The organism is Sorangium sp. So ce281, from assembly GCF_051527395.1.
Taxonomy (GTDB): Bacteria; Myxococcota_A; Polyangia; order Polyangiales; family Polyangiaceae; genus Sorangium; species Sorangium cellulosum_B.
In genome coordinates this window covers 6,267,003-6,287,518 of sequence record NZ_CP150322.1, presented here as the reverse complement: position 1 = coordinate 6,287,518, position 20,516 = coordinate 6,267,003, and the positions used below count along the sequence as shown (strand labels likewise).

Below are 20,516 nucleotides of genomic sequence, written 5' to 3'. Positions count from 1 at the left end.
TCGGCGCCGCGGTCGCGGGCGCCACGAGCGTCGTTGCCGCGTCCAGCGCGTCGTGCGAGCGTCGCGTGATGCGGGTGTTGATCGCGGGCGGGGGGATCGGCGGGCTGACGGCGGCCCTGAGCCTGCACGCGGCCGGCATCGATGCGTGTGTCGTTGAGGCCGCGCGAGAGATCAGGCCGCTCGGCGTCGGCATCAACCTCCTCCCTCACGCCGTGCGAGAGCTGACGGAGCTTGGCCTCGCCGATGCGCTGGTGGCGACAGGGATCCCGACCGCCGAGCTCGTGCACCACGATCGGTTCGGGGGTCGGATCTGGGGCCATCCGCGGGGGATCTCCGCCGGGTATCGCTGGCCGCAGGTGTCGATCCACCGTGGTGAGCTCCAGTTGACGTTGCTCGCGGCGGTGAAGCGGCGCCTGGGGGCCTCCAGCGTGCGCGTCGGGCTGGCGGTGGAGGGGTTCGAGCAGACGACGTCCGAGGTGCAGGTCACGGTGCGGGATCGGCGGACCGGTGAGCGCGACGTGGTCCCTGCGGACGTGCTTGTCGGGGCCGACGGCATCCACTCCGTGGTTCGCGCGCAGCTCCACCCGGCGGAGGGGCCGCCCAGGTGGAGCGGCATTCACATGTGGCGCGGCGTGACCGAGGGCGAGCCGTTCCTGGGGGGACGCAGCATGATCATGGCCGGCAGCAACCTGGCCGCCAAGTTCGTCGCTTATCCCGTCTCCCGCCGCGCGGAGCTCCGCGGCCGGGCCGCGATCAACTGGGTGGCGGAGGTGCGGCTGCACGAGGGGGCGGCGGTCGCGCCGGAGAGCTGGAACCGGCAAGGACGCCTGGAGGACGTGCTGCCCCACTTCGCGGCGTGGCGCTTCTCCTGGCTCGACATTCCGGCGCTCATCGCCGCGGCGCCTGTCCTCTTCGAGTATCCCATGATCGATCGCGATCCGCTGCCGTGGTGGGGCGCTGGCCGGGTCACCCTGCTCGGCGACGCTGCTCATCCCATGTACCCTGTCGGCTCCAACGGGGCCTCCCAGGCGATCCTCGATGCTCGCGTGCTGGCCTGGCACCTCGCCCAGACGAGCGCCCCCGAAGAGGCGCTCGCCGCCTATGAAGCTGCGCGCCGTCCGCCGACGAGCTCCCTCGTCCTCGCGAACCGAGCGATGGGCGCCGACCGGGTCCTCTCGATGGTGGAGCAGCGAGCGCCGGCGGGATTCGCCCGGATCGAGGACGTGCTGAGCAGCGACGAGCTCGAGGAGATGGGTCGCAGCTACACGGAGATGATGGGAACCGACGTTGAGGAGCTCAACGCCCGGCCGTCGTGGGGCGTCGGCGGGGGAGGGGAGGCGCCCGGAGAGCGGAACGGCTCCAGCTGATCGGCGCGGTTCCGGCGAGCCGGTGGCCGAAGCCCGCCACGCTCCGCTCGCAGCGCTGCAAGCTACGATTCCATCGCCGCAAGGTGCACGTTTGTCGCTGTAGGAAAAGCACATGAAATCAGGCAGGGACGTCCTTGGCTCACCTCCTGCAAGAGAGGCAAGCAGAGCGCCCGTGACGGTTTCCCCCCACCGTCGAATGGGCGCTCTGTTTTTTTGTGCTCCTGCCATAGGCGCCGGTGCGGGGGCACGATGAGTGTCTGGCTCGGCTCATGGGGCCTGGTGACCGTCCATGGCGGATGCGTTTTCGCCAGCTGGCCGCTTCGGGCGCTTTCTCAAGGCAGGCGGTGGAATCTATCCACCCTGTCGGTGACCGGCCCGACGACGACGACGCTCTGACCTCAACCCCGGTCGCCGCCGGTCGCCGCCTTCAACCCGGGTCGAGCAGAACTCCCGAGTTGAGCCGCTTTTCGTCGCCAGGGATTGGACGAACCACCATGGACGGATCTCGGCTCGGCCGCGGCCGCGACACAACCACGGTGCGGGCGTGACCCAAGGCCAGGCGGGGGGCACCTACAGGGCCCGCACGCGAAGACAACGTAGGAGAAGCGTCCGCAATAACCGCTCGTCCACACCCACGTCCCAGTCGAAGTCATGGCAAAGCGGCTTGATTCGCGTTTCGATATGGAATACTAAGATTTATGTATGCTACCTCGTAAGAATCTATATTCTTTCACCTCGAAAGACCCTTCGGCGTTCGGGATCCATCTCGCCGCTGCGGCGAGGGAGCACTCCGTCTATTTCGACGAGGGACTCGGCGTGCCGGTCGTACTCCGCGGAGCCGATGTGACCGCGGTGCTGCGCGACAGCGAGACCTTCAGCACGCGGACCTACGACACCGGGATCATGAAAGGGGCGCTCGTGACGCTTGGCGGTGAGGCGCACACGCGCATGCGGCGGCTCTTCAACGCGGTCCTCTCCCCACGCGTGATCTCCCGCTACGAGGAGGCGACCGTGACCCCGGTGGCGCGCAGGGTCGTGGAACGGCTCGTGCGGAAAGAGCGGGCGGAGCTTTTCGATGATTTTGCGATCTCGATGCCCATGGGCGTGACGAGCGCCCTCTTCGGGCTCCCGGAGGAGCGGATCGCCGAGAATGACGCGCTGATTCGCAAGATGATCCGCAGCGTCGTGATGCCGCAGGATCCCGTCGTCGTGGCCGAAGGGCGGAGCGCCCACGCCGCGATGGAAGCGCAGCTCCGGGAGATCGCCGAGCGCGAGGTGGCGCACCCGAGCGATACGCTGCTCGGCGAGATCGCGCGGGCGATCGTCGCGGAGGGGCTGGGCGGTGTGGAGGCGTGCGAAGGGGTCGTGCTCACGTTGATCCTCGGCAGCTACGAGACGACCAGCTGGATGCTGGCCAACCTGCTCGTGGCGCTGCTCGCCCACCCGGACGCGATGAACCAGCTGCGTCAGCAACCTTCGCTCCTGCCGCAGGCCATCGAGGAGTCGACCCGCTGGTGCAGCAGCGCGGCGGGCATCGTGCGGTTCGTCGAGCGTGAGGCGACGATCGGCGGCGAGACGCTGGCTGCGGGGACGATCCTCTACCTGTCGCTGATCGCTCGCCATTACGACGAGGAGATCTACCCGCGACCGGAGACCTTCGACATCCATCGACGACCCGTGGGGATGCTGAACTTCGGCGGCGGTCTGCACTACTGTGTCGGGGCGCCGCTTGCGCGGATGGAGGCGAGGGTCGGCGTGTCGCTCCTGCTCGAGCGCTTTCCGGCGCTGCGGGCCGATCCGACCGTGCAACCGACGTTCTCAACGGCGCCGCGCGGCGCGGCCGCGTTCGGACCTGACCAGATTCCGGCGCTGCTCGTGTAATTTTCGCGACCCGACCCTGGTTGGGGCCGGCCCGACCCAGGTTGACGCCGACCCTAACCCTAACCCTAACCCTGGCCGACCCAACCCTACCACCCTCCCCCCTGGCCGACCCAGGTTGGGTTCCGCGATGCCGACCCGGGACCCCGCCGCCCCCCGCCGCCCCGCTGCCGCTGCCGCTGCCGCTGCCGCTGCCGCTGGCCGCTGCTGCTGCTGCTGCTGCTGCTGCTGCTGCTGGCCGACCCAGGTTGGGTCCCGCCCCGCCGCCCCGCCGCCCCGCCCCGCCCCGCCGGCCGACCCAGGTTGCGACCCGACCACCCGGCGCGGCGACCCGACCCGTTGTGGACTCTACCCGGGTAGGGCGATCCGAGTGGCATGGCGGCCGCCACCCCTGGCGTAGGAGCCGCCACCTGCGGGGCGCGGCAATTTCTTGAAATGATTGACCGCGATCTCTGGCACAGCGTTTGTTGATGTGGACGGGCCATGAGCCACCCCCGCGAGATCGCGCCCGGCGCTACCTATATGATCACCCGGCGCGTCTTGCGTCGGCACCTGCTCTTTCGCCCCGACGCAGCCATCTCCCAGCTCTTGGTCTACGCCCTCGTGGTCTCGGCCCGGCGCTTCGGGATCGAGGTTCACGCGTTCTGCGCGATGTCAACGCATCTGCACCTAGTCGTGACGGACGTGAATGGAGTCCTGCCGCGTTTCTTGCAGTTCTTTCATCGTATTGTGGCGCTCGGGACCAAGGTGCTTCGCGCGTGGGAAGGACCGGTATGGGACCACGAAGCCACGAGCGTCGTGCGACTCCTGACGCGGGCTGCCGTGGTGGAAAAAGTAGCCTACGTACTCGCAAACCCTGTAGCCGCTGGCCTCGTCCGGCATGCGTGTGAGTGGCCGGGGGCAAAAGTCGATGTGAGCGAGCTCGGCTGCGGCGTGCTGCGAGCGGCGCGTCCCGTGGCGTATCTTGACCCGGAAAATCCACAGTGGCCCGAGGAAGTGTCATTACCTCTCGCGTTGCCGCCGGCGGTAGCGCAGGACGGCGTCGATGACTTTCGCCACGAGGTTGCCGCCGAGCTCAACGTACGGGAGGCGCAGGCCCATTCTGCCCTGCAGCAGCAGGGGCGTCGTTTTCTTGGTGCTGAGCGAGTCACCAAGATCTCCCCGTACGAGCGCGTAACGAGCTCTGAGGCGCTGGGTGAACGCAATCCGACCTTTGCAGTCGGCCGCGATCAGGGGGACGTACGACGAATCGCTGGCGCCGCTGTGCGGGCGTTTCGCGCGTCGTACCGCGCGGCGCTCGAACGGTGGCGCGCCGGGGCACGCAGTGTGGTATTTCCGGCGGGGACCTGGTGGATGTGCACGTTCCACGGCGCCAGCGCGAGGGACTTCGGGCTCACCGTGTAGATATCGGTGGCGAGCTTCACAGCGGCGCGGAATAGGAGCGGGCGGCTCCGACGGATCGTTGCCGTCTCATCGGAACATCCGTTTGGAGGAGCTGACGCGGGCAGGCGAAGTGTTCATAGGGCGCTGCGCGCACGCCTGCGAGTGCGGTGTCGATCGCGGATGGGTCGGCCCCGGGTGACGCTGACTGCGTTCCTCAGCGGACGCCGATAGTTCATCAGATCGTTGGATCTGGTGCGGTTCGCCGTGCAGAACGCATGCCTGGCATCCGTCGAGCCGGGTCGTCGCGGACAATACCGTTGCGGTCAACCCGGGTCGCGCATCCGACTTGTTCCGACTGTGAGCCCCGAGAAGGCCGCCGCGAAGCGGCGTCGGAAATCCGTGTCCACGATCAGCTTGTCGCGCAGCGTTCGGGACATTTCAACATGGTAGAACGGTGCGCTCATCTGACGCGACCAGCGTGCTTGCACGTTCGTGGCACCCCCCAACCTATTGATTTCGGTGGGGTAGGCGAGGACCTTTCCATCGTTGACGATCGCCCGTAGAGGGGCGAGCAGCCGGTCCAGCGCGGCGCCGTGCCCCACCGCGCTGGCGATAATGGCGGCATTCGGAGCCGAACGGTCTTGAAAGCCGTGCAGCTGCACGGTGGGCGTGCCGGGGAAGCTCTGGAGCAGCGCCCGGTGCACGGACAGGAAGAACGAACGCTCGGCGTGGGCTGCGTCCGCGAAGGCGAGCGACGCAATCAGCCGCTCTCGGGAAGCACGGTCACCTCCACGAGCGCTGCCGCCGATGCCCTGGGCGCCGTCCTGCGTGGTGTTGCCGTCGACGGCTTCATCACTGCCGTCCTCACCACCAGCGCCTTCCGTGCTCTCGTCACCATCCGCGGTGTGACCCGGGTTGCGCCCGCCCCCGACAGCGGCACCCGGGTTGGGGCGCCTCGCACCCAGGTTGGGTCGCTCGCCCAGGTTGGGTCGCCCGCCCCCCGCACCCAGGTTGGGGCGCCCGCCTTCTGCGCCGTCATCGTCCACGCTGGCGTTGCGTGGGTTGGGACCCCCGCCGTACCGGTGCGACGTATTCACGATCAGCGCGCGCGCCCGCTGCGCCTCGAAGATGGCCAGCGCGACGGGCAGCGTTCCCTGATCGAAGAACGTGTGCGGCGCCTCGACGATCAGCGGCACGGCCGCTCCTACGCGCAGCACGACCGCGGCTGCCCCGCGGCGACGCGTGCCGTCCTCGGACAACACCCACAGGTCGCGCCCGCGGACCGCCCGCAGCGCGAACCCCGGTGGCGCGGCCGGCGGCGGCTGCCGGTTCTGCGCGGCGAGCCCTGCCGCCGCGATCCATGCGGCGTACGTCACCTCCTCCGCGTCGTCCGGCGGCTCCGCGATGAGGTGGCGCCCGCCCTTGCGCAGCGGGGTGATCTCCTCGTCCAGCACCTCCTGCTCGCCGCTGTTGACCAGGACCGCCGTCACGGGCGCCTCCGCCGCTGCTCCCGGGTTCGGCGCCGCGCCCGGCGCGCTCCCGATGCTCCGACACCCCCCCTGCGAGCAGCCGGCGACCGCGAACAGCACCACACAGCCTGCGCTCTTCATGGTCGTCCTCGTCGTCGGAGCCTCGATGCCCTCCGTACTTTTCTCATGCTACGGCCTCGGAAGCCAGGATGACGCTCTGCGATAGCGCGTCCCGCATCGTCTCCTCGTCCTCTTCCGCTGCTTCCTCTGCCTTCCGGAGCGGGGGCGGTTTGCGCTAGTAGCACCGCATGCCTCGTTCCTTCGAGCCCGTGAAGGCACCGCCGCTCCCCGAGCAGGCCGGTCGTACGTTTCCGCGCATGGTCGAGCTGATGCAGCGGCTCCTCGCACCCGACGGATGTCCTTGGGATCGCGAGCAGAGCTTCGCGACGCTCAGGCGCTACGTGCTCGAGGAGGCGTGCGAGGTCATCGACGCCATCGACGGCGGCGACCGCAAGGAGCTGTGCGCCGAGCTCGGCGATCTCTTGCTCCAGGTCGTCTTCCAGGCCGAGCTCGCCCGGGCCGAGGGGGCGTTCGGGCCGGACGACGTGATCGCCGCGATCTGCGAGAAGCTCGTGCGGCGCCACCCCCACGTGTTCGCGAACGAGAGCGCCGAGAACGCCGACGAGGTGCTTCAGAACTGGGAGCGCATCAAGGCGGACGAGCGGGCGAGGCAGGGGAAGGACCGCGGCGTGCTCGGCGGCGTTCCCCGCAGCCTGCCGGCGCTGACCCGGGCGCAGCGGGTAGGCGAGAAGGTCGCGCGCGTGGGGTTCGATTGGCCGGACGCGCGGGGCTCGCGCGCGAAGGTGGACGAGGAGCTCGGGGAGCTCGATCGGGCCCTCGACGGCGGCGATTCCGCCGCGATCGAGGAGGAGCTCGGGGACGTCCTCTTCGCGCTCGGGAACCTGGCGCGCCACGCCGGCGTCGACGCAGAGGGGGCCCTGCGTCGGACGATCGACAAGTTCACCCGGCGCTTCGATCACGTCGAACGGCGGGTCATTGAGCGGCACGGCGGCTGGCCTGTCAAGGCGTCCCACGACACGCTCACGCTGGAGGAGCTCGACGGCTACTGGGACGAGGCCAAGCGCGCGGAGCGGCAGACCTGACCGCGGCGCGCGGACGGTCTTGGCGAGATGCGCGCCTGGGAGATGCTGGCAGCATCCGGCGTCACGCATGCGACCTCTCCAGGCGGCCAACCCCGGGCGAGCGGCGCTCCGACGGCGTCGAGACCGACGCGACGCTGCTGGCCTTCGGAGCGGTCAAGTAGGCGCCATCGCATCAAAATACGGCATGATCATGACGAAATTCACGTAGACATTTCGAATTTGTCGCGTCAATCTGTCGTTTTGTGCCGCCGCTCTCCGAAAGGGTCGTCGGCTCCTCCATCCCGATAGGCGCGTCCTCAAGGTTCTTGCGCCTTTCACGAGGCGGCCCACGGCTTGCTATACGCCCGGGCAGCCATGGCAAACCGCTCCTCCGCCAGGTCGCTCCACGTTGCCGTCGTCGCGGACAATCCCGAGACGATCGACGCGCTTCATGCCTACTTCAGCCAGGCCGGGGTCGCGTCGAACGGCAAAAGGACATTGAACGACGCGAACAGGATGGCGCCCGCGGCGACCGCCCTGGTTCTGTTTCCCGACGACTTCGATCCCGGCGACATCGTGACGTTCATCACGTCGCTGCGGAGCGCGCGACCGAAGCTCCTCATTCTCCTCGTGACAAGCACACCACAATCCTTTCGCTCCGCGCTGGGACCAGACGGCCACTCCTTGCCGCCCATGGTGCTGCCGAAGCCGGCGTTTGGCTGGACCATCCTCGACGCTCTTCGTGCGCGCGCTCATTCGGAGTCCATATGACTGCTTCAACAATTCGCCGGAATTCACCGCCTGATGGCGCAGCCCGACGCGCCAGCGGACGTCGCGCGAGGACAGCAAGGTGACGGGATCTCTGCTCCTCAGCGTGCCCGTGCTGCTCGTCGGGGCGGCGCTCTCGCTGGGCCTGCGCTCGAACGGCGCGCGAGGCGCGGCCGCGATCGCCTCGCAAGCGATGGCCGCCGCCCTCGTGCTCGCGAGGGCCGTCCCCATCCTTCGAGGCGGCGAGGCTCTCGAGATCGTGTGGCGCTGGCCGACGCCCATCGACAGCATGGCGTTTCGCGTCGACGCGCTCGGAGCGTTCTTCCTCGCGTGGTCCCTTCCGATGACGCTGCTCGGCACGATCTACGCCGTCGGATACCTTCGCCCCTACTTCGATCGAGGGAGGAACGGCGGCCCACACTTCGCTCTCTTGAACATGGTCGCCCTGTCCTTCGTGCTGATCTACTCGGTGCAGAACGCCCTCGTGTTCTTGCTGGGATGGGAGATCGCCGCCCTCGCAGCGTGGCTGCTCGTCATCTGGGATTACCGCAACCAGAAGATCCGCTTTGCCGGCTTCAACTATCTCATTTCAACCCATGTCGGGCTCTTCGTCCTCGTCGCGGCGTTCATGCTGCTCCACAGCAAGACCGACTCCATGGACTTCGCCGTGTTCGGCGAATTCCTGTCGAGCCAGGACCCGACGCGGGGGACGCTCTTCCTGCTCCTCGGGGTGTCGTTCGCGCTGAAATCCGCGTTCTTTCCGTTTCACACGTGGCTTCCCCGAGCCCACTCCGCGGCGCCGGCGCACATCTCAGCGCTCATGTCAGGCGTGATTCACAAGGCCGGCCTCTTCGCCTTCCTCCGCTTCACGCTGCTCATGGGACGACCCGACGAGTGGATGGGATGGAGCGTGCTCGGCTTCGGCGCGCTCTCCGCGTTCTTCGGCGTCCTCTCCACGTCAGCCGAACGCGATCTGAAGCGCCTGCTCGGGTACTCGTCGACCGAGAACGTCGGCATCGCAGCGATGGGCATCGGGGTGGGATACCTGGGATGGACCTGGGGAGTCCCCGCGCTGACCCTGTGCGGCTTCGGCGGCGGCCTCCTGCACATCCTGAATCACGCGCTGTTCAAGTGCCTCCTGTTCTACGCGGCTGGAGCGATCTACCGCGCTGCGCACACCGTCGATCTCGAGCGGCTCGGCGGGCTCGCGAAGCGCCTCCCGCGGACGGCCATCCTCTTCCTCATCGGATGCCTGGCCATCTCCGCGCTCCCACCGCTCAACGGCTTCGTCAGCGAGTTCCTGATCTACGCAGGGCTCCTCGCGGGGCGCGCGCCTTCCAGTCAAGGCAGCGTGGTGACCATCGCAGCGGCGGCGGCGCTGGCCTTCGTCGGCGCGGTGAGCGCGCTGTCGATGACGCGGGCCTTCGGTCTCACGTTCCTCGGTGCGCCTCGGGAGCCAGGGCTCCACGTCGGCGAGGACGCGCCGGGTTCGATGCTCTGGCCCATGGTGGTTCACGCCGCGTTCGTGGTCGCCATCGGCGTAGCTCCAGACCTGGGCATCGCGGCGATAGGCGCCGCGCTGAGGCTCTTTCCCATCGAGTCCAGCGCGAGCACGCTGCCAGCCCTGCTCACCCCGCTCGCATGGGCGAGCCGCGCGCTCGCCGGCGCCTTGATCGTCGCCGGCGTGATCGGCTGGCGTCGAGGTCTGGCGGCGCGGCGGAGCGTCACATGGGGGTGCGGAACCACCGCCACCTCCTCTCGCATGCAGTACACGGGGAGCTCATTCTCCGAGCAATTCACGCGCATCTTCGCATCATTCTTGCCGTCGCTTCGGAGGGAGCGGCTGCCCGAGGGGCCATTCCCGCAGCAGCCCGGCCATCTCTCAACACACCACGTCGACGCCGTCGAGCGACGCATGTTCGAGGTGCTCGGGCACGGAGAGAGCTTCATCGCTCAAGCTTTTGAGCGCATCCCGGAACAGCCGCGCTTCGCGTTCTCCGCAGGGTTCGTCGCGCTCGTCATCATCGGAGCGATCGTGATCGGAGGGGTCGGCCGATGATGATCACCCGCCTCGCGAACGTCGCCGCGCTCGTCGTCATGCCGTTCGTCCTCACCGGCGTGATCAACCGCGTGAAGTCGCTGTGGTCCGGACGCAAGGGACCGCCGGTCCTTCAGCTGGCCCATGACGTGAGGCGACTCTTCCGGAAATCGTCTGTCTACAGCACGACGACGACACCGCTATTCCGGATCGCGCCGTACGTGTTCCTCGCAACCGCGGTGGGCTCCGCCCTCATCGCGCCCCTTCTCGGTTCGACGCCCGTCGCGTCGTTCGAGCTCGATTTCGTGTGGTTCGCGTACGTGTGGGGGCTCGGCCGCGTCGCCGTCATGCTCGCCGCGCTCGACACGGGGAGCTCGTTCGAGGGGATGGGCGCAGCGCGGGAGGCCGTGTTCTCGTCGCTCCTCGAGCCTGCGCTGTTCCTCGTCACCGGCGCGCTCAGCTTCGTTGGGGGCCGACGAACCTTGCACGAGGCGCTGGCGCCGCACCTCCACGCCAGCGCGTCCGCGTTCGTCTGGGGCGCCGCGGTCGTGGCGATGTTCATCGTGCTTCAGGTCGAGACGGCGCGCATGCCCGTCGACGACCCGACGACCCATCTCGAGCTCACGATGGTGCATGAGGTCATGATCCTCGACCACAGCGGCCCGGATCTCGCGTGCATCCACCTCGGCTCCGCGATCAAGCTCTTCGTCGGCGCGTCGATCGTCGCGACGCTCCTCAACCCGTGGGCGGGCTCCGGCGGCGCGGCCTGCGCCGCCGCGAACCTCGCCCTGACCCTTGCGGCCGGCGTCGTGATTGGCACGATCGAATCCCTTGTCGCCCGGCTGAAGCTACGCGCTGTTCCCCAGTACATCGTCGTCGCGCTCGCCGCCGGCGTCGTCGCGCTCCTCGCGACCGTGTGGCGGGTGGGGGGGGCCGAATGAGCCCTCTCTTGAATACGCTGCTCGGCGTGCTGCTCATCCCCCTGTTCGTCGCGACCTGGCGGACGAGCCTGCTCGGCCTGTCCTGTCAAGGGTTCTTGATGGCGTGGGTGGCGTACCGCCTGAATCCAGAGCTCGACGCCGTGAGCGACTGGGTCACCCTGGGCGATTTGGTCCTCCTGCGCGGGCTCGCCGCGCCGATCGCGCTCTACCGCGTGCTTCGATCGCAGAACGCGCCCAGGCGCAACGACGTCATCTCGCCGAACCTGCTCTCCTGGACGATCGCCCTCGGCATCGTCCTCCTCGCCTTCAACTTCTCCGAATCGCTCGTCCCCGAGCACGGGGAACGGCGAACACTCGTCGCGGTGGCTGCGGCTGGGGTGCTGCTCGGCTTCCTGGTGCTATCGACGCAATCCGGTCCGTTCAGCCAGATGGTGGGTGCTCTCCGCATCGAGAACGCGATCGCCCTGTTCGAGCTCAGCGGTGCGCATGAGCATGACATGCTCGCCATTCAGCTCGGTCAGGTCGCCGTCGTCGCGGTGACGATCGCACTCTATCGCTGGTATCTCAAGATGCTCGACGCGAGCACCGTCGCGCAGCCCGAGAGCCCCGTGGAGGGGCCCACGCTATGAGCTCGATCGCCCTCGTCCTGTTTCCTGCGCTGGCGTCCGTGGCGCTCATCGCGCGCGCCGCCCGCGAACGAGCCGCGCTGGTCCTGGTCGGCGCTTCTGCGATCACAACCGCCCTCGCGATCATGGGAGCCGCGACGCCCCCCGACGTCCCGGCCTCTCTCGGGGGGTTCTTTCGCATGGACGCGACTTCACGGCTCTTCATGGCCGTCGTGGACTCGATCTTCCTCGGCATCTCCTTTTACGTGATGCATCGGTTGTACACGACCCCGGCGCTCCGCCAGGACGTCGCGCGGTTCGCGCGGCTGGCTCTGTTGTTCCTGGCTGCAGCGAACACCGTGCTGCTCGCGAATCACCTGGTGTTGCTCTGGATCGCCCTCGAGGCGACCACCCTCGCGGCCGCGCCCCTCATCGTGCGACCCGGCATCCCCGCTTCTCATCGAGCGTCATGGCGCTATTTGCTCTTTTCGTCCGTCGGGCTCGGCGTGCTCCTCATCGGCCTCATCTGCCTCGGGCGCGGGCTCGAGTCCGGCGGCCAGGCTCCGACGTTCTTCCTCGATCGCCTCCTCGCGCCTTCTGCGATCCCGGTGAACAACTGGACGAAGCTCGGGGCCGCGCTGGCGCTCCTCGGGCTGGGCACCAAGCTCGGCCTCGCGCCGATGTACAGCTGGCTTCCGGAGGCCTACGACGAAGCCCCGCCGGCCGTCGCGGCGCTCCTCGGCGCCATCCAGTTCAACTGCGTCCTCGTCGCGCTCTTCCGCGTCGTTCAGGTGCTCCGACCGACCCACGCGGCGCTCTTGGAAGGCGAGCTCCTCACGATGGGCATCGCCTCGGTCGTCGTGTCGACGGTCGGCATCATCGCGACGCGCAACCTGAAGCGGCTCATCGCTTATGCGTCGATCAACCACGCCGGAGTGATCGCGATCGGCCTCGGCGTCGGCAAGTCGGCGTCCTACGGACTTCTGCTCTACGTCCTGAGCAACGCCTTCATCAAGGCGCTCCTCTTCCTCACGGCGGGCACGATCAAGGCTCACTATCACACCAAGGACACGCGCGCGATATCGGGCCTCATCGAGGACCTCCCGTACAGCGGCGGGTTCCTGATGGTCGGCACCTTCGCGCTGCTCGGCTTCCCCCCGTTCGGTAGCTTTCTCGGAGAGCTTCTGATCCTGTCGGCCCTTGTCGGCTCAGGGCAATTGCTCGTCTTCGCCGCCTTCTGCGTGCTGATCACGATGACGTTCGTGGCGACGGGACGAGCGGTGTTTCCGATGATCTGGGGTGAACCCACGAGGCAGCGCAGCTGGCCTCGGCAGACGCTGCCGGTCGCGCTGCCCAAGCTCGGGTTCCTCGTCGCGCTGGTCGTGCTGGGCGTCTACATCCCGCCGCCCATCAACTCGCTGCTCGCACAGGTGGCTGCGTGCTTGGAGGGGCCGTGAAGGAATCGATGACCGTCCACCAGGTCGCCGTCGGCGCGATCCCGAGGCTCGAGCCGGGACCGTGGCGCGACGAGCTCTTGAAGCAGCTCCGCGCGGACATGCGTGTGGTCACGCTGTATGGCAAGCGCGACGGCGACCGTGTCGCGGTCACGGCGGTTCTTCAGGCGTCAGACCGGTCCCTGCACGTCTCGAGGACCGAGGTGGCCGCGGAGCGCGGGTACCACGAGATGACGACGGAGCACGCCGCGCTCCACTGCTTCGAGCGCGAGCTCCACGAGCAGACCGGCGTGCGAATCGCCGGACATCCGTGGCTCAAGCCGATCCGCTACGAGGGGCAGGAGCAATCGGCGATGAACGCGCACCCGTTTTACAAGATTGAAGGGAAGGAGGTGCACGAGGTCGCCGTCGGCCCCATCCACGCCGGGGTGATCGAGCCCGGCTCCTTTCGCTTCATGTGCCTCGGGGAGCAGGTGCATCACTTGGAGATCCATCTCGGTTATCAGCACCGTGGCGTCGAACGCCGCCTTCTCGAGCGTGACCCGCGGAGCCTGACCCCGCTCATCGAGACCATCGCGGGAGATACCAGCGTCGCTCACGCATGGGCGCACTGCTCCGCCCTCGAGAGCCTCGCGGGATGCCGGCTGGACATCGAAATCGAGCTCGCCAGGGCGGTCGCCCTCGAGCTCGAGCGGGTCGCGATGCACCTGTCGACGCTCGCCGGGATGGCGGCGGACATCGGATTTCTGCAGGGAGCGACGACGTACGGCCGACTCCGAACCACGGCGATCAACACGATGATGCGGCTATGTGGCAGCCGCTTCGGCAAAGGAGCGCTCCGTCCAGGTGGAGTCCGGATGCGGCTGCCGCCGGAGACGCTGCCTGATATTCGGGCGAACCTCGACCTGCTTCAAGCAGATCTGCCGATCATCGACGATTGCTTTCTCATGGCACGAACGGTTCAGCACCGTCTGCGTTCCACGGGAACGTTGACGACCGCACAAGCGCGGGAGCTCGGGCTCGTCGGACTGGCCGCGCGCGCCTCGGGGATCGAGATCGACGCGCGCCACCTCACGGAGCAAGGGGCGTACAGCGTGGTGCCCATCCAGCCCGCCGTCTTGCTGGACGGCGACTGCTGGGCGCGTGCACGTGTCCGCATCGCGGAGATCGAAGCGTCCCTGTCGTGGATGTCGACCGTCATCGCGCTCTACGCGAGCTGGGAGCGCCCGCGGCTGTCGATCGGCGAGCTCGAGCCGGACCAGCTCGCCATTTCGCTCGTCGAGGGCTTTCGGGGGGAAGTCGTCCACTGCATCGAGACCGGCGCGCACGGTGAGGTGGTCCATTACAAAGTCCAGGATCCATCGCTCCGCAACTGGATGGGCCTCGCCCTCGCGCTGCGCGGCAACGAGATCTCGGATTTCCCGATCTGCAACAAGAGCTTCGACCTCTCCTACTGCGGGAACGATCTATGAGCATGTTCTTGTCGCTCCGTGTACGTGCCTCCCAGGGCACGCAGGCCATCGCGGATCTCCGCAAGGCAACGCCGACCGGGTTCCGCGGTCGCCCGAGGATCCGTCGCGACCCCTGCGCGGCCGGCTGCAGCGCGTGCCGTGACGCGTGCCCGACCCAGGCCATCCGGCTGGCCCCGGTGACGCTCGATCTGGGCCGCTGCGTCTTCTGCGACGCCTGCGTGGAGGGCTGCCCCGAGGCGAAGATCGAGTTCACGCCGGAGCCAAGGATGGGCGGGAACGAGCCCCTTGATCTCACGGTTCGCGAGGGTGAAGAAGAGGTCGTGCGGGTCCGCGCCTCCGCGGCGTTCTCGAGGTTGTTCGGGCGGTCTCTGAAGATGCGCCAGGTCTCGGCCGGCGGCTGCAACGCCTGTGAGCTCGAGCTGAACGCCGTCACCAACGTCAACTTCGATGTGCAGCGGTTCGGGATCGAGTGGGTGGCTTCTCCGCGGCACGCCGATGCGCTCGTCCTGACAGGTCCGCTCACGCGCAACATGAAGGACGCGGTTCAACTGGCCTGGGATGCGATGCCCGAGCCGCGGTTCATCGTCGCCGTGGGGGCCTGCGCCATCTCCGGGGGGCTCTACGACGGCGCCGCGGGCGTCGACCGCGGCTTCCTGGAGAGCGTTGGCCCTTCACTCTACGTCCCTGGATGCCCGCCGCACCCGCTCACCTTCGTGAACGCGATACTCGATCTGCTCGGGATCGCGTGATGCGCAACGGTGCGTCGCGCGCCGTCGTGGTGATCAGAGCTCGTCCGCACGTAGACCCGGACCGGCAGCCACGAGGCGCGCCTTTCGCCACATCCGCAGGACGTTCGGGAGCTCCCGATCGACGCGGACTTCGTCATAGCTGTCCGGTACCCGCCCGCCGAATCCGTTGTACGTCAGGAGATAGGTGCCGAGCGGCGCCTCGTCGAGGAGCTCTTCGGCGGCCGCAATGTCGCGCTGGTATCGATCGACGCCCAGCTCGACGTCTTCATCGAGGTGGTCTTCTCGTCCGAAGAGATTCTCGCCGAACGGGTTGAAGAAGTAGTAGGCGTCCGCGCGAGGAACTTCCGCCCTCCCCAGGGCGGCCTCGACGAAACAAGCGCGGTCCTCGATCTCGAAGACCCGCGCGAGGCTGCGCGCCGCCACGACGAGCCGAGGCCGCTGCTCGATCCCCGTGAAGTGGCTGCGCCCCGCCAGCGCCGCCGCCACGCAGAACTTGCCGGCGCCCGACCCGACATCGACGACGGTGCGAACGTCGAGCTCGTCCAGCCACTGGGCCGCGCGGACAGCGACCTCGATCGGCGTCCAGAACTGAGCGGAGACGCGGCGTAGCTCGTCAGGAAGGAAGCGGTCGAAGTCGTGATTTCTGGGGCTGCGCCCCGCTCGCAGCGCCGCCGCGACGGCACCTGCCAGTGGTCCGGCCGCGCGGCCGTCTACGGAGGAATGGCTTTTGTCGCGGCAGATGTTCGCCGCCGATGGTTTGATATGGTCTTCCACGAGTTCTCCCAGTTCGGCTCAATGTAGCGAATCGTGCAGCCGCTTGACGAGCGATCGGTGCTCGGTCAGCAGCGCCGCGGGGAGTCGATCCGCGAACTTGCGAAGGAACTCGAGGACACCGTCGGCCTCCCTCAACCACGCGCCGCTGTCGACCGCGAGCAGCTGGAAGAGCGCGTCATTCGAGAGGTCCATCCCGGTCAGATCGATTCCCCGTTCATGCGGAAGCAGGCCAATTGCAGACTCGCGCGCGGTCGCCGTGCCCTCGACACGCTCGAAAATCCACTTGAGGACGCGGATATTGTCGCCGAACCCGGGCCACAGCATGCGCCCGTCGTCCCCCGTCCGGAACCAGTTGACATGAAAGATTTTCGGCGGACGACTGAGTCCCTTCCCAACGGCTATCCAGTGCGCAAAGTAGTCGCCCATATTGTACCCGCAGAAGGGGAGCATCGCCATGGGATCGTTTCTGAGGACGCCGACGGCGCCGGTCGCCGCGGCGGTCGTCTCGCTCGCCATGGTCGCGCCGACGTAGACGCCGTGACGAAAGCTCCGCGCTTCGTAGACGAGAGGGGCGAGCTTCGATCGGCGCCCCCCGAAGAGGATGGCCGAGATCGGCACCCCCGTGGCGAGATCGAAGGAGCCTGCCGCGCTGGGACACTGCCGCAGCGGGACGGTGAAGCGCGAATTGGGGTGCGCGGCAGGAGACGTCGCGGAGCCGTTCGTCCACTTCGCGCCGCGCCAATCTTCGATGACCTCATGCTCGTCGAGCCGGGACATCCCCTCCCACCATACGCGACGGCCCGCGCGCAGCGCGACGTTCGTGAAGATCACATCGTGCGTGAGCGACTTCATCGCATTCGGGTTGGTCTTGAGGCTGGTCCCTGGTGCGACGCCGAACATGCCGTTCTCCGGGTTGATGGCCCAGAGCCGTCCGTCGCTGCCAGGGTGCATCCAGCAAATATCGTCACCGACCGTCTCGACCTTCCACCCGGGGAGCGAGGGGACGAGCATCGCCAGGTTGGTCTTGCCGCACGCGCTCGGGAAGGCAGCCGTGACATAGTGCGTGCGCCCCTCCGGGCTCGTCAAGCCGAGGATGAGCATGTGCTCGGCGAGCCAGCCTTCCGCGCGCGCTTGCGCGCTCGCAATGCGCAGCGCATGGCACTTCTTGCTGAGCAATGCGTTGCCGCCATACCCCGAGCCGATGCTCCAGATCTCGAGGGTCTCGGGAAAATGGACGACGAAGCGCCTGTCCGGCGAGAGGTCCCCGAGGCTGTGAATGCCACGAACGAAGCTCTCCGCAGCGCCGAGGGGACCGAGCGCCGCGCGGCCCATGCGCGTCATGATCCGGAGATTGAGAGCGACGTACGGGCTGTCGGTAAGCTCGACCCCGACGCGGCTGAAGGGCGACCCCGCGGGGCCCATCAGGTACGGCACCACGTACATCGTCCGGTCCTTCATCGCGCCTGCGAAGAGGGACCACACGCGCGTCTGCGCCTCCTCTCGGCTCATCCAGTGGTTCGTGGGCCCCGCGTCCTCCTGTCGTGGCGTGGAGATGAAGGTGAGGTGCTCCGTCCTCGCGACGTCCGTCGGATCCGAACGATGCAGGAATGAACGAGGGTGGGTCCGTGGATCCAGCTCGATGAACGAACCGGAGAGCGCCATGTCGCGCTCGAGGGTGGTCCGCTCCTCCTCGCTGCCGTCGCACCAGCGGATGCGTGCGGGTCGCGTGTGTTCGGCGATCGCCTGGACCCACGCGCGGAGCGCGCGGTTCGTCGTGGGAGCTTCGTTCATGGTCCTGGCCACAGCAGAATCCGTGCCGGAGCGCGGGCTGGCCGTGAACCGCGCCAGGAGCACTCGAAGCGGCGCGCCTTCTCGGCATTTCCAAGGCGAACAGCCGACGAGTTTCGCCAGTCGAGCGGCGACGTGGATCGCCGGAGCCGATCTCGCGCTCGGGCTTGCAGGTTGCGACCAGATCGCGCAATATTTCTCGCGTGGGAGAGCGAAAACGACGACCTGACGTGGTGTTTGAGCCGATCATGCGCTCGCACGCCATGAAGAAGGCGGACCAGATCCTTCGCGCCGTCGCCGCGAAGGACGTCACCCTGACGCTGATCGGCGAGAGCGGCTCCGGCAAGGAGGTGCTCGCGAGGCGCGCGCACGAGCTTTCGGAGCGTCGGCGGGGGCCGTTCGTGCCCATCAATTGCGCGGCCATCCCCGACGCGCTCTTTGAAAGCGAGCTCTTCGGTCACGAGCGCGGCGCGTTCACCGGGGCAAGCGAGCGAGCGAAGGGCAAGGTCGAAGCGGCCGAGCGGGGCACGCTCTTGCTCGACGAGATCGGTGATATGCCGATGCCGATGCAGGCGAAGCTCCTGCGATTCCTCGAAAACCGCCGGTACATGCGCGTCGGCGGCGCGACGAAGATCGAGGCGGATGTGCGGTTGATGTTTGCCACGCTACGGCCCCTCGATCAGGAGGTGCGCGCGGGTCGTTTTCGCGCCGACCTGTTCTATCGAATCCAGGGCATCACGCTCAATGTCCCCGCTTTGCGTGAGCGGCGCGCTGATATCGCGCCCCTGCTGAATCAGTTCACCGCGCAGCACTCGGCGCGACACGGGGTTCGCCCGCCGAGGTTCAGCCGGCAGGCCAAGGCGCTGCTGCTCCGTTACAACTGGCCTGGCAACGTGCGCGAGCTCCGGAACGTCGTGGAGACGCTCTGCCTGCTCCGGGATGGGCGGCAGGTGCGCGTGGCCGATCTGCCCGAGAGCGTCCGTTCGCTGGTCGTGCCCGAAGAACCCGCCGCGGGCGTGTCGCGCGCCAGCACCTCGCCCGCGCTCGACCTGGACGACGGATTGGAGTCGCTCATCCAGCAGATCGTCGAGGCGGCGCTGGAGCGCGACGGGGGCGACAAGGTCAAGGCGGCGGCGCGACTTCGGATCAGCCTGAGGACGGTGCAACGCTACGTCGCAGCGGGGCGCGTGCGGGTGCCGAGCGGGCCTGTCCGCGGAGAGCAGAGGGCGGCGAAGAAATGAGCCGGCCGGCCCGGCCGACTACCTACGTTGGGGCTGCCCGCAGGTCGCGGTAACGACCGGAGCCACCGAGGTTGCGTTACCACGTCTCGCTGGGCTCACTCGCGTACAGCTATCAGAACGAAGCGCTCGCGCACGCGCGCCTCGTTCGACTCGTGACGGACGTGGATCTCATACCGGCCCGGCTGGGCCACGGCCACGCCGAGCGGCGTGTCGCCGCGGTAGCGCGTCAGCCTGTGCGAGCAGCGTTCCTGCCGGCAGTGCTGCTCCAGCGACCCACCTTCGCCGTCAGGCAACCGCACGCGCACGTGCTCCGGCACCTCGATCTGGACCACCGCCGGCTCGTCCGCGTGGCCGTGGGTCAGCAGATCGAGGTGCGTCCACGCGTGCCCTTCGTCGGGCAAGGCGACGGCACGCTCCTCGGATCGCTCGATCGCCGGAGAGCACGCGCCCCTGTCGCCCGCCACGAGGACGGCGGCCGTCAGCGCAGCGAGCGCCGGGGCCGCGATGAACGCCCTCCGCCTCCAGCGGTTGCTCGCCCGCTGCGAGCGCGCGCCGCGGGCCGCCGCCGGGCGCTCCGGTCGCTCGGGGAGCTTGCTCAGGGCGCGCTCGACGAGCGCATCGGAGGGGCTCATCGAGCGCAGCGCCCGCATGCTCGCGGCGAGATCCCGCGGGATCGGAGGCAGATCGTCGTCGCGCTCGCTCACGTCGAACCCTCCCGCTCCGCGACGACGTGCGGCGCGGCCAGACGCTCGTAGGCGTCGCGCAGCCGCGCGCGCCCGCGGGCGTGGCGGCTCTTCACCGTCCCCTTGGGGATCCCGAGGAGCTCGGCCACGCTGTCATACCCGACTTCCTCGATGTCGCATAGCACCACCACGGTGCGGAATTCCTCCGGCAGCTGCTGGAGGCACGCAAGGAGCACCCCGGTGTCCTGGCTCAAGATCGCGGCCGCCTCCGGGCTCGAGAGCTCGGTGCGAGGGAGGATGCCGAGCGCGTCGGTGCACACCTCGACGAGCCGATCGAGCAGGCTGCGGCGCCGCGCCTCGGTCCGGTAAGCCTCCAAGTACTCGTGCCGAGCGATCCCGCAGAGCCAGACGCCGAGGTCGGAGCGTCCCTCGAAGGACGCCGCGTGCAGGTAGGCCTTGAGCAACGCGTTCTGGAACAGATCGTCCGCCTGATCTCGCGCGCCGCAGAGCGAGGCGCAGAATCGATAGAGCCGAGGGAGCACCGGGCGCACCGCCGACTCGAACTCCGCGCGCGATTCGCCGAGGGGGGGTCGCGATTCGGTCATGAGGGCCGCTCGAGCATCTAGAGCGTCGAAGGCCGGAACTCTAGCGTGGAATGGACGGAGGGGTAGCGCCCGCTGCTCGCGCCACGAGGGGGCGAGCGACGTCACCCCGAAGGAGGAAGAACTGTCCATCGGCCGCCCTGGGACGGAACGGATCCGCGC

At 68.1% G+C, this 20,516-nt stretch carries 17 protein-coding genes; 12 read left to right on the top strand and 5 right to left on the bottom strand.

From position 1 onward, the window contains the following. The first annotated feature begins 68 nt into the window (after positions 1-68). The 3 genes from WMF27_RS23865 to WMF27_RS23855 all read left to right on the top strand — a co-directional run bounded on the left by WMF27_RS23865 (position 69) and on the right by WMF27_RS23855 (position 4,649). Positions 69-1,367 carry a flavin-dependent oxidoreductase gene (locus WMF27_RS23865; protein WP_437766580.1) on the top strand — a complete coding sequence of 433 codons (1,299 nt, stop codon included), beginning with the start codon at positions 69-71 and terminating at the stop codon, positions 1,365-1,367. Positions 1,368-2,069: 702 nt separating this feature from the next. Further along, positions 2,070-3,248, top strand: a complete 1,179-nt coding sequence (locus WMF27_RS23860) for a cytochrome P450 (RefSeq protein ID WP_437766581.1) — start codon at positions 2,070-2,072, stop codon at positions 3,246-3,248. A gap of 480 nt (positions 3,249-3,728) precedes the next feature. Beyond that, on the top strand, positions 3,729-4,649 hold the full coding sequence (locus WMF27_RS23855; protein WP_437766582.1) for a transposase: 921 nt from the start codon (positions 3,729-3,731) through the stop codon (positions 4,647-4,649). 302 nt (positions 4,650-4,951) lie between these two features. Here WMF27_RS23855 and WMF27_RS23850 read toward each other — a convergent pair whose 3' ends face one another. After that, positions 4,952-6,238 (bottom strand): hypothetical protein, encoded by a 1,287-nt coding sequence (locus WMF27_RS23850; protein ID WP_437766583.1) that lies wholly within the window; start codon positions 6,236-6,238, stop codon positions 4,952-4,954. A gap of 167 nt (positions 6,239-6,405) precedes the next feature. On the opposite strand from WMF27_RS23850, the gene mazG reads away from it, so the two are divergent. The 8 genes from mazG (at position 6,406) to WMF27_RS23810 (ending at position 15,266) form a co-directional block, all read left to right on the top strand. Next, on the top strand, positions 6,406-7,260 hold the full coding sequence (gene mazG / locus WMF27_RS23845) for a nucleoside triphosphate pyrophosphohydrolase (protein WP_437766584.1): 855 nt from the start codon (positions 6,406-6,408) through the stop codon (positions 7,258-7,260). Between the two features lie 333 nt (positions 7,261-7,593). Beyond that, positions 7,594-8,010, top strand: a complete 417-nt coding sequence (locus WMF27_RS23840) for a hypothetical protein (RefSeq protein WP_437942997.1) — start codon at positions 7,594-7,596, stop codon at positions 8,008-8,010. Between the two features lie 79 nt (positions 8,011-8,089). Further along, the gene (locus WMF27_RS23835) at positions 8,090-10,066 is read left to right on the top strand and encodes a proton-conducting transporter transmembrane domain-containing protein (protein ID WP_437766586.1); all 1,977 of its coding nucleotides are present in this window, start codon (positions 8,090-8,092) and stop codon (positions 10,064-10,066) included. Further along, the gene (locus WMF27_RS23830) at positions 10,063-10,986 is read left to right on the top strand and encodes a respiratory chain complex I subunit 1 family protein (protein ID WP_437766587.1); all 924 of its coding nucleotides are present in this window, start codon (positions 10,063-10,065) and stop codon (positions 10,984-10,986) included. The genes WMF27_RS23835 and WMF27_RS23830 overlap by 4 nt, the downstream gene beginning before the upstream one ends. Further along, entirely contained in the window at positions 10,983-11,615 is a 633-nt protein-coding gene (locus tag WMF27_RS23825; protein WP_437766588.1) for a hypothetical protein, read from the top strand. The genes WMF27_RS23830 and WMF27_RS23825 overlap by 4 nt, the downstream gene beginning before the upstream one ends. Further along, on the top strand, positions 11,612-13,048 hold the full coding sequence (locus WMF27_RS23820; protein WP_437766589.1) for a proton-conducting transporter transmembrane domain-containing protein: 1,437 nt from the start codon (positions 11,612-11,614) through the stop codon (positions 13,046-13,048). Before WMF27_RS23825 ends, WMF27_RS23820 begins: the two co-directional genes overlap by 4 nt. Then, positions 13,045-14,517 (top strand): hydrogenase, encoded by a 1,473-nt coding sequence (locus tag WMF27_RS23815; protein WP_437766590.1) that lies wholly within the window; start codon positions 13,045-13,047, stop codon positions 14,515-14,517. Before WMF27_RS23820 ends, WMF27_RS23815 begins: the two co-directional genes overlap by 4 nt. A 2-nt stretch (positions 14,518-14,519) precedes the next feature. Further along, positions 14,520-15,266, top strand: a complete 747-nt coding sequence (locus tag WMF27_RS23810) for an NADH:ubiquinone oxidoreductase (RefSeq protein WP_437766591.1) — start codon at positions 14,520-14,522, stop codon at positions 15,264-15,266. Positions 15,267-15,299: 33 nt separating this feature from the next. Here the strand turns inward: WMF27_RS23810 and WMF27_RS23805 are convergent, their stop codons facing one another. Further along, on the bottom strand, positions 15,300-16,040 hold the full coding sequence (locus WMF27_RS23805) for a hypothetical protein (RefSeq protein ID WP_437766592.1): 741 nt from the start codon (positions 16,038-16,040) through the stop codon (positions 15,300-15,302). Between the two features lie 18 nt (positions 16,041-16,058). Further along, positions 16,059-17,831, bottom strand: a complete 1,773-nt coding sequence (locus WMF27_RS23800; RefSeq protein ID WP_437766593.1) for a phosphoenolpyruvate carboxykinase (GTP) — start codon at positions 17,829-17,831, stop codon at positions 16,059-16,061. A gap of 245 nt (positions 17,832-18,076) precedes the next feature. Here WMF27_RS23800 and WMF27_RS23795 point away from each other — a divergent pair, with 245 nt between their 5' ends. Then, positions 18,077-19,069, top strand: coding sequence for a sigma-54 interaction domain-containing protein (locus WMF27_RS23795; RefSeq protein WP_437766595.1), 993 nt, complete (start codon positions 18,077-18,079; stop codon positions 19,067-19,069). A 95-nt stretch (positions 19,070-19,164) separates the two neighbouring features. Here WMF27_RS23795 and WMF27_RS23790 read toward each other — a convergent pair whose 3' ends face one another. Both WMF27_RS23790 and WMF27_RS23785 read right to left on the bottom strand, forming a co-directional pair. Continuing rightward, a complete protein-coding gene (locus tag WMF27_RS23790; protein WP_437766596.1) occupies positions 19,165-19,773 on the bottom strand; it encodes a hypothetical protein in 609 nt (202 codons plus the stop codon). Continuing rightward, entirely contained in the window at positions 19,770-20,357 is a 588-nt protein-coding gene (locus WMF27_RS23785; protein WP_437766597.1) for an RNA polymerase sigma factor, read from the bottom strand. Before WMF27_RS23785 ends, WMF27_RS23790 begins: the two co-directional genes overlap by 4 nt. Positions 20,358-20,516: the final 159 nt, after the last annotated feature.